11 protein-coding genes are annotated in these 15017 nt (G+C 71.4%); 8 read left to right on the top strand and 3 right to left on the bottom strand.

Annotated elements, in window-relative coordinates; genetic code table 11:
• Window positions 1-168: 168 nt before the first annotated feature.
• Complete coding sequence (locus ACFYXV_RS06680; protein WP_389382192.1) at window positions 169-1317, top strand: hypothetical protein; 1149 nt, start codon at window positions 169-171, stop codon at window positions 1315-1317.
• 148 nt (window positions 1318-1465) lie between these two features.
• Window positions 1466-3454: an FG-GAP-like repeat-containing protein gene (locus ACFYXV_RS06685; protein WP_389382193.1), complete on the top strand. Its 1989-nt coding sequence runs from the start codon at window positions 1466-1468 to the stop codon at window positions 3452-3454.
• An 83-nt stretch (window positions 3455-3537) separates the two neighbouring features.
• On the opposite strand, the gene ACFYXV_RS06690 is transcribed toward ACFYXV_RS06685, so the two are convergent.
• The 3 genes from ACFYXV_RS06690 to ACFYXV_RS06700 all read right to left on the bottom strand — a co-directional run bounded on the left by ACFYXV_RS06690 (window position 3538) and on the right by ACFYXV_RS06700 (window position 5570).
• On the bottom strand, window positions 3538-4089 hold the full coding sequence (locus tag ACFYXV_RS06690; protein ID WP_385469043.1) for a PadR family transcriptional regulator: 552 nt from the start codon (window positions 4087-4089) through the stop codon (window positions 3538-3540).
• A 157-nt stretch (window positions 4090-4246) separates the two neighbouring features.
• A complete protein-coding gene (locus tag ACFYXV_RS06695; RefSeq protein WP_389382194.1) occupies window positions 4247-5065 on the bottom strand; it encodes a prepilin peptidase in 819 nt (272 codons plus the stop codon).
• A gap of 181 nt (window positions 5066-5246) precedes the next feature.
• The gene (locus ACFYXV_RS06700) at window positions 5247-5570 is read right to left on the bottom strand and encodes a type IV pilin protein (RefSeq protein ID WP_389382195.1); all 324 of its coding nucleotides are present in this window, start codon (window positions 5568-5570) and stop codon (window positions 5247-5249) included.
• Between the two features lie 254 nt (window positions 5571-5824).
• Here ACFYXV_RS06700 and ACFYXV_RS06705 point away from each other — a divergent pair, with 254 nt between their 5' ends.
• From ACFYXV_RS06705 to ACFYXV_RS06730, 6 genes are all read left to right on the top strand, one after another.
• Window positions 5825-7666: a GspE/PulE family protein gene (locus tag ACFYXV_RS06705; RefSeq protein ID WP_389382196.1), complete on the top strand. Its 1842-nt coding sequence runs from the start codon at window positions 5825-5827 to the stop codon at window positions 7664-7666.
• Window positions 7667-7759: 93 nt separating this feature from the next.
• Complete coding sequence (locus ACFYXV_RS06710) at window positions 7760-8971, top strand: type II secretion system F family protein (RefSeq protein ID WP_385469031.1); 1212 nt, start codon at window positions 7760-7762, stop codon at window positions 8969-8971.
• A complete protein-coding gene (locus tag ACFYXV_RS06715; protein WP_389382197.1) occupies window positions 8968-9402 on the top strand; it encodes a prepilin-type N-terminal cleavage/methylation domain-containing protein in 435 nt (144 codons plus the stop codon). Before ACFYXV_RS06710 ends, ACFYXV_RS06715 begins: the two co-directional genes overlap by 4 nt.
• The gene (locus tag ACFYXV_RS06720) at window positions 9399-9923 is read left to right on the top strand and encodes a type II secretion system protein (protein WP_389382198.1); all 525 of its coding nucleotides are present in this window, start codon (window positions 9399-9401) and stop codon (window positions 9921-9923) included. The genes ACFYXV_RS06715 and ACFYXV_RS06720 overlap by 4 nt, the downstream gene beginning before the upstream one ends.
• The gene (locus tag ACFYXV_RS06725; protein ID WP_389382199.1) at window positions 9920-13831 is read left to right on the top strand and encodes a hypothetical protein; all 3912 of its coding nucleotides are present in this window, start codon (window positions 9920-9922) and stop codon (window positions 13829-13831) included. Before ACFYXV_RS06720 ends, ACFYXV_RS06725 begins: the two co-directional genes overlap by 4 nt.
• Window positions 13828-14940 (top strand): type IV pilus twitching motility protein PilT, encoded by a 1113-nt coding sequence (locus tag ACFYXV_RS06730; protein WP_389382200.1) that lies wholly within the window; start codon window positions 13828-13830, stop codon window positions 14938-14940. Before ACFYXV_RS06725 ends, ACFYXV_RS06730 begins: the two co-directional genes overlap by 4 nt.
• Window positions 14941-15017: the final 77 nt, after the last annotated feature.

Below are 15017 nucleotides of genomic sequence, written 5' to 3' on the forward strand. Positions count from 1 at the left end.
GCCCAGGCGTTCACGGCATTCACCTGATCCCACCGACAGGGTGCCCGTCCGGCAGCCGCCGCCAGCCAGATCAACTAGGAGTAGCAGATGCTAATAAGGTCCAGCCGCGCTCGAAGCGGCCGGCACTCCGGCCCCGCCATGATGCGCCGGGTACGGAAGGCGTTCGCGGTGGGTGCCCTCGCGACCGCGCTGATCACCGCCACGGCATCGGCGGCGTTCGCCACGACGGGTTCACAGGTCGGCATCGCGAACAACATGTACCCCGCCGTGAAGGACATGAAGGGCTCGATCGAGTCGCTTCAGTCGTTCACGCCGTTCACGGCGAACCCCGCCTCGCAGATCGGCGGGTTCTGGAACAAGCCGGCGATCGATACGTCGACGATGCGGGGCATCACGTCGGGAAGCCTGCGCCAGCAGCTCAAGAGCGCGGGCCCCTACACCACGTGCAACCCCTCCTCTTCGAACAACTGCGAGAACGGACCGCTGCACATCGACGCGTTCCTGTCTGCGGACGAGGCCAACGTGGACGCGGTCATCCCGACCTCCGACGGGGGGACGTGCACGGCGAGCGGGAGCGTCGAGTGCAACGGCGACGTCACGAGCAAGTACGCCGTGGCGATCGGCCGCCTGGCGATCTACAGCTGCAACGGCAGCTGGGCGGGCTCGACCAAGGGCGATGACCCCTCCAACGCCGGAAGCCCTCCGCTGGCCCTCGGCGCGGACGCCAACGGCAGCGGCAACGGCAAGGCGCAGTCGCCTCGCTGTGACGCGTCTCCGGTCTCCGGCGGCGCGCCCACGACGATCCCGGGCGTGGTGAGCTGGCTGGCGACGAGCGGCAACCGGATCGCGGTCGCCGATCCGGCGTCCGCGCCGTTCGGTGCGGCGTCCAAGCAGGCGCTGGTCCAGAACGGGTTCACGTGGACCGACAGCGGGGCGGGCCAGAACGTGTTCCGGGGAAGCGCGTGCGACAGCGCGGGCACGGCGTGCAAGGTCCGCCTGGAATCGGGGATCAGCCAGGTACGCGGCGCGGTGACGGCGAACGCCGGCGGAAACACCCAGCTCGGCCTGGTCGCGAAGTCGAACGTCATGAACGTGAGCTGGACGTCGAGTTCGCTGAACGGCACCACGGCCAATGACCCCAACACCTGGACCGAGGTCAGTTCGAGCGCGTACTCCGGCTACGGGCCCATCAAGCAGTTCGGCGTCGCGCTGACCGGCGGCAACACCGGCGCGGCGGCCGCCTGGAACGACCTGTTCAACAACCAGTGGGACACCGACGGAAACATCCAGTCGACCCTCTCCGCCTACGGCTACTAGGCGACCCGGAACGCTGGCAACGGACCGTCGGCCGGGCGCGTACATCGCCCGCCGGCGGTCCCGGCACGGCATTTGGCCCGTCGGCGGCCGTCGTGCCGAACGCGTCACCCATTCCTCGTGTACCAGGCCCTGAGGAGGGGCCCTACCCATGAACAGATCACCACGCCGGAACCTCACGCCGGACGGCCGCTCAGTCGCGGTCCCGCGCGGCCGGGCACTTCGAATCCCGGCTCTCGCCCTCGCGGTGGCGACCGTCGTCATGGCCGCCACCCCGGCCTCCGCGACCGGCGCCAACACGACCGGCTTCGGTACCGCGGTGAACCTCGACGACAACGGCCGCGGCAGCTCCGCCGTCGCGATCGGCGATCTCAACGAGGACGGTACGCCGGACCTCGTGACGGCGATCCGCACCGAGGGCCTCGGCGTGTTCCTCGGCTCGGGCGGCGGCAGCTTCGGCTCCGTGACGAAGTACGCGGCGCCGCAGACCTCGTCGAGCCTCTTCCTCGGCTCGGCGGTGATCCTCGACGTCAACGGCGACGGCCACAAGGACGTCGTCAGCCAGGACGCGCGCGGCAACGTCGCCCTGGTCTGGCTCGGCGACGGCTCCGGCGCTCTCGGCGCCGGCGCCGCGGTCCAGCTCAACCCGACGCCCGGGTGCGACACCACGGGCGACAACCCGTGTGTCGTGCGCTTCCCGACCGGCGTCGCCGTGGGCGACTTCGACGAGGACGGCAAGCCGGACCTCGCGACGTCCAACACGAACACGAACAACGTCGCGGTGGTGCTCGGCAACGGCGACGGCACCTTCGGCGCGGCGACGCGGTTCGCACTGAACGGCGGGACCGGTCCGCAGGGCATCGCGGCCGCCGACCTCGACGGCGACGGCCATCTCGATCTCGTCACCTCGAACAACACGGCCGGCACGCTCTCCGTGCTGCCGGGCGACGGGAACGGGGGCTTCGGCTCGCCGTCGAGCGTCCCGGCCGGCATGTCACTGCCGACGAGGCTCAAGCTCGCCGACGTCAACGAGGACGGCAGGCAGGACGCCGTCATCGTGGCGCCCGGCACGCCGGGGCGCGTCGCCGTCCTGCTCGGCGACGGCGCGGGCGGGTTCGGCACCGCGAGCCTGCTGTCGGCCGGGGCGAACCTCACCTCCGCCTCGGTGTCCGACCTGAACGGTGACGGCCACGCCGACCTGGTGGCCTCCAGCTCCGGCTCGAACGAGGTCGTCGTCTTCGAGGGCGACGGCACGGGTGCGTTCGGCAGCCCGCTCGCATTCGGGCTGGGCGGCGGCAGCAACCCGCAGGCCACGGCGGTGGCCGACCTCGACGGCGACGGACGTCCCGACGTCGTCACCGCCAACAGCAACAGCTCGGCGACGTTCGTCAAGGACGCCTCGGTGCTGCTCAACACGGTGAACCGGACGCCGGCGGCGGCGAACGACTCGTACCAGCACGTCGGGGCGGACACCTCTCTCGTCGTCGGCGCTCCCGGCGTCCTCGGCAACGACACCGATCCCGACGGCAACACGCTGACGGCGTCGCTCGTGACCGGGCCGGCGCACGGCACCCTGACGCTCAACCCCGACGGCTCGTTCGGCTACCAGCCCACCGGCGCCTACGTCGGAAGCGACAGCTTCACGTACAAGGCGACCGACGGCACCGTCGACTCGAACGTCGCGACCGTGACGATCAACGTCTCGGCCGGCTGCAACGGTCTCCCCGCCACGATCACCGGCAACGGGATCGTGAACGGCACCGGCGGCTCCGACGTGATCGTGACCGGCAACGGGAACGACGCCGTCAGCGGGAACGGCGGCAACGACACGATCTGCACGTTCGGTGGCAACGACGCCGTGTCGGCCGGCAGCGGCAACGACCACGTCGACGGCGGTGACGGCAACGACGCCATCAGCGGCGGTGACGGCACCGACGCCGTCAAGGGCGGTGCCGGCGATGACGCGCTCTCCGGTGGCGCCGGCACCGACACCGTGGTCGGTGGCGCGGGCAGCGACACCCTTTCCGGCGGTAGCGGCACGGACGTCTGCGCCGGCGACGCCAACGGCGGTCCGACGCTCCCGGGCACGGATTCGATCGCGGCCGGCGGGTCCTGCGAAACCGTCGTCGAGGTGCCGTAGCCGACGACACCCCCTAGGACACGCTGACGTGCCGGACGGGCTCGGCGATCGCGACGATGCGATCGCCGAGCCCTTCTCGGTGCTCAGCCGGTCTTGACGGCCGGCCGCTTCCCGTCGACGTCGACGGCGTCGAGAAAGCGGCGCGCGGCGCGGACGTCTTCCAGCCGCAAGGCGTAGCTCGCACGGGCGATGTGGTCCCCGGCGGCGTGCTCCTTCGCGCGGAGCGACGCCTCGATCTCGTCGATGACGACCCGTTGGCGCTCGACCAGGCGCGCCGGGCTGGTGCCGCGACGCTGGAGCAGCAGAAGCTTGCACGTGAGCTCGGCGCGGACGTCGAACAGTTCCGTCACGGGTTCACCGAGCCACCGGCCGACCGTCGTCTTGGCCGAGCGGGTGGCGGCGTAGATCATGCGCTGCGGTCCGCGATCGCTCTCCTCGGCGCCGACCGGCGCGATCAGCCCGCGCTCGACCAGCCGCGTGATCGACCGGTACACCATGGGCCGCGAGATGTACCAGAACTCACCGATTTCTGCGCCCTCCGCGGTGAGGGTTGCGATGGCGAAGCCATGGCTGGGTCGTTCGGCCAGGAGTGCGAGCACAATCCACTCGGCCAGCGGCAGATCAGGTTCCTTCATGGTGACAAGGGTAAGGATCGTCGATGGTATTTGCGATGCCGACCGAGCCCGGAGCCAAAAGGGCCGGCGCGGGGGCCGGATCCCGGGAGAACACACCTGTCGGTCGTCCGGCAGGCGCTCGCACGAGGGAACCGGCGTCCGGCCCCGGCGGTGATGGTCAGTGGCGGCCCGTTGTGAGCGGCGCACCCGTCGCGTGCAGGTCACTCACACCCTCGTACCAGTGGACGACGGGCGCGCCCACGAGGATGGCCGCGATGGCGCCGACAGCGAGGAACAGGCCGAATGGCAGACGGGTTTGGCGGGTCGCCCGCCCCGCCGCCATGAGCGCGATGCCCACCAGCAGCCCGGCGACGCTGCCTGCCAGCAGCGCGAAGACGAGATGCCACGGACCGAGCCAGCCCAGCCCGGTGCCGAGCAACCCGGCCAGGCGCACGTCGCCGAATCCGAGCCAGACCGGCCGCACCCAGTGCAGCGCGAAGAAGACGGCGAACCCGCCCACCCCGCATGCCGCGGTCACGCCGAACCGGTGCCACTGGCCGGTGGCGGCCGCGGCCGCGAGCAGACAAGCCGCGGTGAGTCCGAGGGTCGGGTAGATCAGCCGCCTTGGGAGCAGGAACCGTTCGGCATCGCAGGCGGCCAGGGCCAGCAGTCCCGCGGTGAAGACGAGTACGGCCGGCAGGACTTCCGACCGGCCGAAGCGCAGCGCCTCGGCGGCGAACAGGAGCGCGGTGAGCGCTTCGATGAGCGGGTAGCGCGCGGGGATCGGAACCCGGCAGGCGCGGCAGCGTCGCCCCAGCAGGAGCCAGGACACGACGGGGATGTTGTCCCGGGCCGCGATCGGCGTGGCGCATCGCGGACAGGCGGAGCGGGGCCGCACGACCGAGAGGCCGGCCGGCACCCGGGAGACGGCGACGTTGAGGAACGACCCCACAGCGAGCCCGAGCAGACCGATGATCACGACAAATATGGGTGACATGGGCGGAATGGTGCCGTACCGCGCATATCATTCGCTACCCGCAAAAGGCGATGGCCCAGGGAAACCGCAGGCCGCCGCCGACGGCGGTCCGCCGGGTGGCGCATCCGATGCCACCCGGCGCACCCGACCGTCCGACGGCCGACGGCCGCCGGCGCGCGACGTCCGGTGAGGGCCCCCCGGATCAGACGCCGTTGCAGGGGTTCGTCTCGCCGGGCACCAGCTCGACGGCGTACGCCTTGTCGTTGTTGCTCAGAGTGACCTGGTGCCAGAGGGAACGGCTGGACAGGAACCCTTCGGCCTCCAGCTTGGCCATGTCGCCGTACTTGTTGTTAGTGGCGAAGAACGCCTCTTCCGCGGTCTGGATCGTGGACTTGTCGGTCTTGCACGCCGAACCCTGGCCCTTGTTGTTGATGCCGCGGACGGAGAAGACGACGATGGCGGACAGGATGCCGAGGATCACGATGACCACGAGAAGCTCGATGAGCGTGAAGCCGGCTTCCGGCATCTCGTTCCGTGCGCGCGTTCGCCGACGCAACTTGCCTTGCAGATATGTGGGCATCTTTCTCCATCTACGGCCACCGGTTCAGCGAACCGAGTGCTAGTAACATCCTGATTAATCAGCGGCAGACTACTGAGCGGGCGATGGACCCACAAGGGGCGAGTCCGGCGTGCACCACCCCCGCCGGAGGGCGGACGGCCGCAACGGCGTGTTGTAGTATCCCGCTGACTAATCAACCGCTGACAGTAGGGGTGGGTTCCTTGGCGAATCGCCGGCTTCTCCGGCGCCGCGAGGCGACGACGAGCCCTTCGGGCGAGGACGGCACCCTTCCCGGCGGAGCACGGGGCCCGGCCCCGTCCCCGGTCCCGGCGGGCGAACCGGCCCGGGACGCGACGTCCGGCGCGGCGCAGTCGTCGCCCGCCGGCCTGAAGGGGCCGCGCATCGGGGAACTGCTGGTGGAGCGCGGCCTGCTCACCCCGGCGCAGGTGGACGAGGCGCTCCTGCAGCAGTCGGCGTCGGGCAAGCGACTCGGAGCCCTGCTGGTCGAACTCGGCATGGTCGACGAGCGGTCACTGATCGAGGCGCTGTCGGTTCAACTCGGCGTCCCCGTCGCCGACCTGCGCCAGAGCGAACCCGATCCCGAGGCGGCCGCCCGGGTGCCGGAGGCGCTGGCCCGCTCGCTGGGCGTCGTCGCGGTACGGCGGGCCGAGGGCACGCTGCTGATCGCGGCGGGCGACCCGGGTGACCCGCGCGTGATCGAAGAGGTCGGCCGGGCCGTCGCGCCGGACCGGGTGCGGTTGGCGATCGCGGCTCCCGCGGACATCCGGCGCTCGATCGACAGCGCCTACCGGGCGTTGGCCGGCGTCAGCAGCCTGGTCGAGGCCTTCGAGGCGACCGAGAGCGGACGGGGCGCGGGCTCCGGTGCCAGGGTGGTGAGCGAGGACGCGCCGGTCGTGCACCTGGTCAACCTCATGCTGACCCAGGGCCTGCGCGACCGGGCCTCGGACATCCACATCGAACCGCACGCCGACCGGGTCCGGGTCCGGTACCGGATCGACGGCGCGCTGCACGACGTACTGAGCCTGCCGGAGAACATGGGCCCGTCCGTGGTCAGCCGGATCAAGATCATGGCCAATATGAACATCGTCGACCGGCGGCGCCCGCAAGACGGGCAGATCGCCACCGAGATCGACGGCAGGTCGGTCGACATCCGGGTCGCGACCACTCCCACCATCTGGGGCGAGAAGGCGGTGCTGCGGCTGCTCGACAGCAACCGCACGCTGTTGCGGCTGGCCGAGCTCGGCATGCCCGGCGCGACCTACGAACGGTTCGCGTCCCTGCTGCGCTCCCCGTACGGCATGGTCGCCTGCGGCGGGCCGACCGGCAGCGGCAAGACGACCACCCTGTACGCCACGCTCGGTGAGCTGAACCAGAGCGAGCGCAACATCACCACGATCGAAGACCCGGTGGAGTACGTGGTCCCGTCGGTCAACCAGATCCAGATCAACGAGCAGGCGGGCGTCTCCTTCGCGACCGGGCTCCGCTCGATCCTCCGGCAGGACCCCGATGTGATCCTGGTCGGCGAGATCCGAGACGGCGAAACGGCCCGGATCGCGGTCGAGTCGGCACTCACCGGCCACTTCGTACTGTCGTCCATCCACGCCGCCGACGCCTGCTCCGCGCTGCACCGGTTCACCGACATGGGCATCGAGCCGTTCCTGATCACCTCCACGGTCGCCGGGGTGGTCAGCCAGCGACTGGTGCGCCGGATCTGCGACCAGTGCCGCGAGCCCTACCGGCCCGGCGTGGACGAACTGGCCTTCTTCGCAAAGGCCGGCGGGTCGGCCGACATCGAATTCTGGCAGGGCCGGGGCTGCAACTTCTGCTCCCGGACCGGATACCAGGAGCGGATCGGCGTCTTCGAACTGCTCGTGATGAGCGACACGGTCAAGCGGCTGCTCGTCGAGAAGGCGCCGATCGGCAGCCTGCGCAAGGCCGCCCGCGAGCAGCACATGGACAGCCTCCTGGACGGAGGCGTCCGTCTGGTGGAGGAGGGGGTCACGACCATCGCCGAGATCATGTCCAGCGTGTACGTGGTCTAGCCGAAGGTCCCCCGGTGCCCGGCTCGCCGGTCGCCGCACCCACACACACCGACGACGCGAACCCCTGTCACCGGAAACCAGGAGAGCACCCGCATGGCCACCTTCAAGTACGTCGCGGTCGGCGCGGACGGGAGACGGGCCACCGGCGTGCTCACGGGTTCCAGTGTCGAGGGCGTGACCGACAGCCTGACCCGGCAGGGCTACGACGTGCAGTCGGTCACGGCCGCGGGCCGCAACCTGCTGCAGCTCGAACTCACCGCGGAAAAGGTCGACCTGGTCGAACTGAGCAACTTCTCCCGGCAGATGGCCGCCTTCATCAAGGCCGGGGTGCCCATCCTGGACGCCCTGGAGATCATCCGCGCCGAGACCAAGGACAAGAAGCTGGCCAGGCTGCTCGTCGACGTCATGGACTCGCTGCGCTTCGGCGAGAGCTTCGCCGGCGCGATGGCCGCCCACGCCAAGGCACTCCCGCCGTTCTACGTCTCCGTCCTCCGCTCGGCGGAGGCGACGGGCGAACTCGACGTGGTGATGGCCCAGTTGGGCCGCTACATCGAGCGGGACGTCGAGGGCCGGCGCACCATCCGCTCCGCCCTGACCTATCCGAGCCTGGTGATGGCTCTGGCCGTCGCCGTCATCCTCGTACTCGTCATCTTCGTGCTGCCCCGTTTCAAGCAGTTCTTCGAGTCCTTCAACGCGGAACTGCCGCTGCCGACCCGGATCCTGCTGGGCTTCACCGACTTCGTCACGGTCTGGTACCCGGTCGTCATCGGCGTGCTCGTCGCGCTCGTCGCGGCAGTGACCGCCGGTCTGCGGACCGAGCGGGGACGGGTACTCCGCGACCGGTTCCTGCTGGCGATGCCGGTGGTCGGCGACGTGGTCCGCTACATGGTCATCGAACGGTTCTGCCGCATCCTGACTTCGATGATCAAGGCCGGCGTGCCCATCCCGGAAGCGCTCAGCCTGGCCGGCTCGGGCGCCAACAACCTGGTGTACGAACGGTCCCTCGGGAGGGCGCGGGTGGAGATGCTCGAAGGCGGCGGCATCTCCGGGCCGATCGCCCGCACCAGGCTGTTCCCCGGGGCGGTCACCCAGATGATGCGCGTGGGGGAAGAGACCGGGACCCTCGACGACCAGCTGGAGAACGTGTCGGAGTTCTACGAGAAGGAACTGCAGCACAAACTCAAGCGGCTGACCAGCCTGTTCGAGCCGGCCATCGTGATCGTGGTCGGGGTCGTCGTGGGGTTCGTGGCCGTCGCCCTCCTCTCGGCGATCTACGGCGTGTACAACCAGGTCGAAGTCCAGTGACCGGCCCGGCGCGCCCCGCGCGGCGCCACCGCGGCGAAGAGGGCGAGACTCTGATCGAGGTTCTCGTCGCCGTGGTGCTCATGGGCGTCGCCTTCGTGACCATCTTCGGGGGCATGGGCACCGCGATCATCAGCTCGGTCGCCCAGCAGAAGGTGACCGGCGCCGACTCGGTGATCCGCAGCGCCGCCGAGAAGGTGGTCGGCGCCCCGTACGTGTCCTGCGCCGGCGGTTACGGGACCCCGACGCCGCCGGCCGGATACACCGTGACCGTCGAGATCGAGTACTGGGACGGGGTGGGTGCGTTCGGCCCGTCCTGCCCGACGTCCGACACCGGAATCCAGAAGGTGACGCTCACCGTGCACGCGACCGGCCCACACCCCGTCAGGGACGCGACGCTCGAAGTGGTCAAGCGGGAGTCGATGCCGTCATGACGGCGCGACGGCCGAACGGGCGCCCGGAGTCGGGGTTCACCCTGACCGAGTTGCTGGTCACGATCGTCATCCTGGGGATCATCGGGCTCCTGCTGCCCAAGGCGATCGTCCTCGGACTGCAGTTCACCGCGGGCACCGAGAAGCGGGTGGCCGCCACCAGCACGGTGGGCACCCTGGGCCGCTACTTCTACGGCGACGTGCACAGCGCGGACACGGTCACGACCGACCCCGCATGCGGCGCCGCCGGCGTGATCGTCCACCTGAGCCGGCCCGGCACCGACGTCGTCTACGCCTACGACCAACCGACCGGCGCCCTCAGCCGGGTGAAGTGCACGGACGCGGGCGTCGTCACCACGTCGCTGGGCCGTCTCGGCAGTGCCGCACCGACCCGTCCGGTGACTCTGATCTGCGGTGCCGAGACCCCGTGCACCTCGCCCATGGAGGTAACACTGACCGTGCAGAGCGACCCAGCCGCGCCCCCGGCGGCCCTCACCGCCGTCCGACGATCGAGCGCGTCATGACCGGCCGCACCGATCCGCGCCGCACCGATGCGCGCCGCCTCGATCCGCGCCGCACCGATCCGCGCCGCCTGCGCGACGAGGAACAGGGCTCGTCACTGATCCTCGCACTGGCCTTCATCGTCGTCTTCAGCCTGGTCACGGTGTCGCTCCTGTCCTTCGCCGCCACCGGGCTGAAGGCCGCGGGCGTGTACGTCGAACAGGGCAAGCGGGACTACAGCGCGGACGGTGCCACGCAGCTCGCGATCAAGAACTTCTCCCAGGGCAACCCGTGCGCCCCCTACACCGCCCCGCCGATCAACGGCCGGCAGATGATCGTCCACTGCGACCCCCTCAACGCGTCCGCCGCCACCACCCGCGCGACCCAGCCGCAGGACGCGCTGCGCAGCCTGGGCCACGCGGCGACGGACGGCGTCCACGTGAGCACGCCGGGCCTGCGCGTGCAGGGCAGCGTGTTCTCCCACTCGAACATCACCACCGGCGCCGGAGCCTCCATGGTGGTGTCGGGCGACGTGTCCGCCGTCGGCGACTGCTCCGGTGCCGTGTCACAGACCCGGCTGTCCCCGACGCAGGCGCCGTACGCGCACGGCTGCGCCAACGACACCCCGTCGGACCCCGCCGACGCGGTCGTGGGCGCCGACCCGGACCACGCCCCGCCCGCCACGGCCGTCCCGGTCCGGCGGACGGTGCCCGCATGCCCCGGCCCCGGTTCCTGGCTCGTGCGGTTGCAGCCCGGCTACTACGACGACGCACGCGCCCTCACCCACCTCACCGGTGGCGATTGCCCGGGCGTCGTCGTATGGCTACAGCCGGGTGTCTACTACTTCGACTTCACCTTCACCGGCGCCGCGGGGGTCTGGACGGTCGACGACCCCACGGTCAGTGTCGTCGGCGGCACGCAGGCGGGCTGGGATCCCGGGGCCCCCACCCGCCCGGCCGTTCCCGACCCGGGCGGTTGCGCCACGACGCGGCCCGAAGGCGTCCAGGTCATGATGGGCGGCGGCAGCCGGCTCCAGGTCGACCGCGGGCACGTCGAACTGTGCGCCCCGGTGACCCCGGACGCGCAGCAGGTGGCGGTCTACGGGGTCCAGCCCCCGAAGCCGTCCCACACACTGCGACCGACAGCGGTGGTCGCGAACACCGGCTTCGCCAACCCGGGGCATGCCCTGACCAGTGGTGAACGTCCGACCCCGCCCGGGTGCCCGCAGCCGACGGGCACCGCGAGCTGCACGGCCGACGCCGTCCTCGACCCGGCGAAACGCCGGTCGGCCTCGGTGCAGTTCGCCGGCTTCACCCCGCGGGTGCCGCCGGGCTCGGTCATCACCGGCGCGACGCTGCGGGTCACGCACGAGGACGACGGCAGTCTGACCGAGCCCGGCGCGGTGACGGTCACCACCGCCGTCGGCGCGGACACCTGCCACACCGACAATCCGCCCCGGCACGCGGCGCTCGCCGAGGACCCCCCGGTCGACCTGCTGCGCGCGTGCGGGCTCACCGACCCGGCCCGGCTCGCCGGCCTGACAGTGACCTACGCCGCCACCCTGGACCCCGGCGGCACCACCGCCACGGAACGTCTGGACGGCATCCGGCTGGAGGTCGCCTACCGCACGCCGACCACGTTCAAGCCGACCGCCGTCACCGCATCCACCGGGTTCACCGCTGCCGGCACCGATCCCGGCAATGCCCTGGAGATCGGCGAACAGCCGGCAGCGTCGGTGGCCGGCGCCGATCTGGCCACGGCGGCCCCGTCCGCGTCGATCACCCTGGCCGGGTTCGTCCAGCCTCCCCTGCCACCGGGGTCGACGATCGACTCCGCCGTGCTGCGGGTGGCCCATCAGGAGACCGGCGACGCGGCGGCGCCCAGAGTCAGCGTCACCGCCGCGGGCGGCGCCGGCAGTTGTACCGGTCTGCCGCTCACCGCGCGGGCCGGCCCGGGCGACGACCGCGTCGACCTGAGGGCATGCGGCATCACCGACCCCGCACAGCTCACCGGCCTGACGGCGACCTACACCGCCGGACTCAACGCGGGCGGCACCGCGGGCGCCGACTCCCTGGACGGCATATGGCTCGAAATCGTCTCCACCCCGCCGGCGCCCCGGCCGGCGATGAGCGCGGAGTCGACGACGTTCATGTCCGCGGCCGATGCCCGGGCCATCGACGGCGCCGACACGGCCCGGGCCACGCTCGACCCGGCCACCAGGCCGTCCGCCACCATCCTCCTCGGCGGCTACGACACCCCTGCGGTGACGCCCGGCTCGGTCCTGGACGGGGCCCTGCTGCACGTCGCGCACCGCGACGATCCCGGGGCGGCCGGAGGTCCGCCGCCGACGGCCGCGGTCACCCTGTCCGGGCCCGGCATACCCCGCTCCTGCACCACCCCCCAGAACCTCGCCGCGCGCCAGGGCGCCCTGGGCACCGACACCCTGGACCTGGTCGCCATCTGCGGGCTGACGGACCCCGCCCAGCTGGCCGGCCTGGTCGTGACCTACACCGCCACCCTCGGAGCCGGCAGCACCACCGCCACCGATCAGCTCGACGGCGTCACCCTGGAACTGTCCCACCGACCCCCGGTCCCGGTACGGCCCACCCAGACGATCAGCACCGCGACGCCCACCGCCGCGGCGTTCCTCGACCCGAGGAACGCGGGGGCGATCGACGCCACCACCTCGACCGCGACGCTCGCCACGGCCACCCCGTCGGCATCGATCCGGCTCGGCGCGTTCGCGATGCCGCCCCTGCCGGCGGGGGCGGTGATCGACAAGGTCGTGCTGCGCGTAGCGCACCAGGACGAGGACACCACCCCGGCACCGGAACCGGCACCGGCACCGCCGGCGGAGCCGCCCCCGCCGGCGGAGCCGCCCAGAACCTCACTGACCGTCTCGGGCACGGGTACCGCCTGCGACACGGACCACGCCCTGACCGCCCGTGCGGGGGCACTCGGTGCCGACGTGGTCGACCTCGGCGCCTGCGGGGTCGGTAGGGCCGACCAGTTGTCCAGGCTCGCTGTCGACTACGTGGCGAAACTGGGCGCGGGCAGTAGCGAGGCCGCCGACCGGCTCGACGGTGTCGAGCTCGACATCGTGTTCCGGGCCCCGTCCATCAGGGCCCTGTCCGGCTGTCTCACCGAGGGCAACCGCTGCGCGGTGCTCAAGTCGGCCGACGACGCCGACACGGCCACCGCTCACAGCCGGCTGGTCGTCAACGGCACCGTCTACGCGCCGACCGCCGCCGTCGACCTGTCGATGAGCCAGGTCGGCTCGCAGGTGGTCACCCGCGGCATCATCGCCCGGACCATCGATCTCGGCATCAGCCCGGCCGGCGGGTACCTCCGCCCGGTGATCGGAATCCCGCCGGAGCCGGTGCTGTTCACGACCTATCCGGCCGTGATCGCGAAGCCTGCGTCGGCCACCGCGATCACCGGGTTCACGCCCCGGGCCCCCGGCGCACCCGTGGACGTCGCGGACGCCACCATCCCCGGCGGTGGCCGGGCGTCCCTCACGTTCGGCGGCTACGCCCAGCCGGCACCGGCACCGGCACCGGCACCGGACGCGCCGCTCGACCACGTCGTCCTGCAGGTGGCGCACCACGAGGACGGCGACGTGCAGTCGGTCAAGGTGTCGGTGGAATTCACCGGCAGCACCTGCACCGGCGCCAACTCGCTGAACCTGCCGGTCCATCCCGGCTCCGCCGGTCCGGTGACCGACCAGGTCGACCTGGCGCCCTGCGGCCTGACCACAGCCTCCCTGCCGGCCGGGCTGACCGTGACCTACACCGTCACCGCCGGGACCGGCGGCGCGGGCGGGCACCTCGCCGGGACCGGGATCGCCCTGCTGTCCGGCCCCCTCGTCCGGGCCGCCGTGTCCTTCGACGGACACGCCGGAACCGTCAAGCAGTGGACGGTCCTGCCATGAACGAGCACACCACCTTGGAGACCCCCATGTCCGGGCCGAGCGCCGCGATCATCGACCACCTGCTCGACGAACTCCTGAAGCGGGGCGGCAGCGACCTCCTCCTCACCACCGGCTCGGCGCCGTTCCTCCGCGTCGACGGCGCCCTGCGACCGGTCGAGGGGGCATCGCTGACCGAGCCGGAGGCCGACCGCCTGGTGACCGGGGTGCTGGGCAGGGAACTCACGGAACGGTTCCGTCGGGAGAAGCAGGTCGACTTCGCGTTCAGCTGGGGGGAGAAGGCCCGGTTGCGCGGGAACGCCTTCGTGCAGCGCGGCGCGTCGGCACTGGCGCTGCGGATCATCCCGTTCGACGTGCCGTCGTCCGAGCAGCTCGGGCTCCCCCCGGCCGTCATCGGGTGGGCGGCCATGCCGCGCGGGTTCGTACTGGTCACCGGGCCGACCGGGTCGGGCAAGTCGACGAGCCTGGCGGCGCTCCTCGACCACGTCAACACGCACCGGTCGGTGCACATCCTCACCATCGAGGACCCGATCGAGTACCTGCACCGGCACAAGCGCTCGGCGGTCAACCAGCGCGAGGTCGGCACCGACACCGACTCGTTCCCCGCCGCGCTGCGCGCCGCCCTGCGCGAGGATCCCGACGTCCTGCTCCTCGGCGAGATGCGCGACCCGGAGAGCATCTCCGCGGCCCTGACCATCGCCGAGACCGGGCACCTCGTGTTCGCCACCCTGCACACCAACGACACGTCGCAGACGCTGGACCGCATCGTCGACGTGTTCCCGGCCGGGCAACAGCCGCAGATCCGCCTGCAATTGGCGCACACCCTGGTCGGCATCCTCAACCAGACGCTCATCCCCGGGACCGGCGGGGGCCGGGTGGCCGCGTTCGAGGTACTGGTGGGCACGGCGGCGATCCGCAACCTGATCCGCGAGGGCAAGACCCGCCAGATCCGCAACATGATCTCGACCGGCCACCGTGACGGCATGCAGACCCTGGAAACCGGCATCAACGCCCTCGTCGCGGCGGGCACCGTCACCTACGAGGAGGCCCTGCTGCACACGGCCCACCCGGAGGAGATCCGGCGACCCCACGCCCCGGCCGGCCGCACCTGACCGAGTGCCTCGCACGTGCGGGACAGACCCGTGAGCGCATCTTCAAAGAATGCTCCGCAATTGACAGTTGCGGTCTG

The sequence above is a fragment of the Streptomyces sp. NPDC002181 genome, from assembly GCF_042890485.1.
In the GTDB taxonomy this organism is placed as follows: Bacteria; Actinomycetota; Actinomycetes; order Streptomycetales; family Streptomycetaceae; genus Streptomyces.

What these genes read in the sequence shown, in the direction of transcription:
- ACFYXV_RS06730 (WP_389382200.1), top strand. Translation starts at nt 13,828, where the DNA reads ATGAACGAGCACACCACCTTGGAGACCCCCATGTCCGGGCCGAGCGCC.
- ACFYXV_RS06725 (WP_389382199.1), top strand. Translation starts at nt 9,920, where the DNA reads ATGACCGGCCGCACCGATCCGCGCCGCACCGATGCGCGCCGCCTCGAT.
- ACFYXV_RS06720 (WP_389382198.1), top strand. Translation starts at nt 9,399, where the DNA reads ATGACGGCGCGACGGCCGAACGGGCGCCCGGAGTCGGGGTTCACCCTG.
- ACFYXV_RS06700 (WP_389382195.1), bottom strand. Translation starts at nt 5,570, where the DNA reads ATGCCGGAAGCCGGCTTCACGCTCATCGAGCTTCTCGTGGTCATCGTG.
- ACFYXV_RS06690 (WP_385469043.1), bottom strand. Translation starts at nt 4,089, where the DNA reads ATGAAGGAACCTGATCTGCCGCTGGCCGAGTGGATTGTGCTCGCACTC.
- ACFYXV_RS06685 (WP_389382193.1), top strand. Translation starts at nt 1,466, where the DNA reads ATGAACAGATCACCACGCCGGAACCTCACGCCGGACGGCCGCTCAGTC.
- ACFYXV_RS06710 (WP_385469031.1), top strand. Translation starts at nt 7,760, where the DNA reads ATGGCCACCTTCAAGTACGTCGCGGTCGGCGCGGACGGGAGACGGGCC.
- ACFYXV_RS06695 (WP_389382194.1), bottom strand. Translation starts at nt 5,065, where the DNA reads ATGTCACCCATATTTGTCGTGATCATCGGTCTGCTCGGGCTCGCTGTG.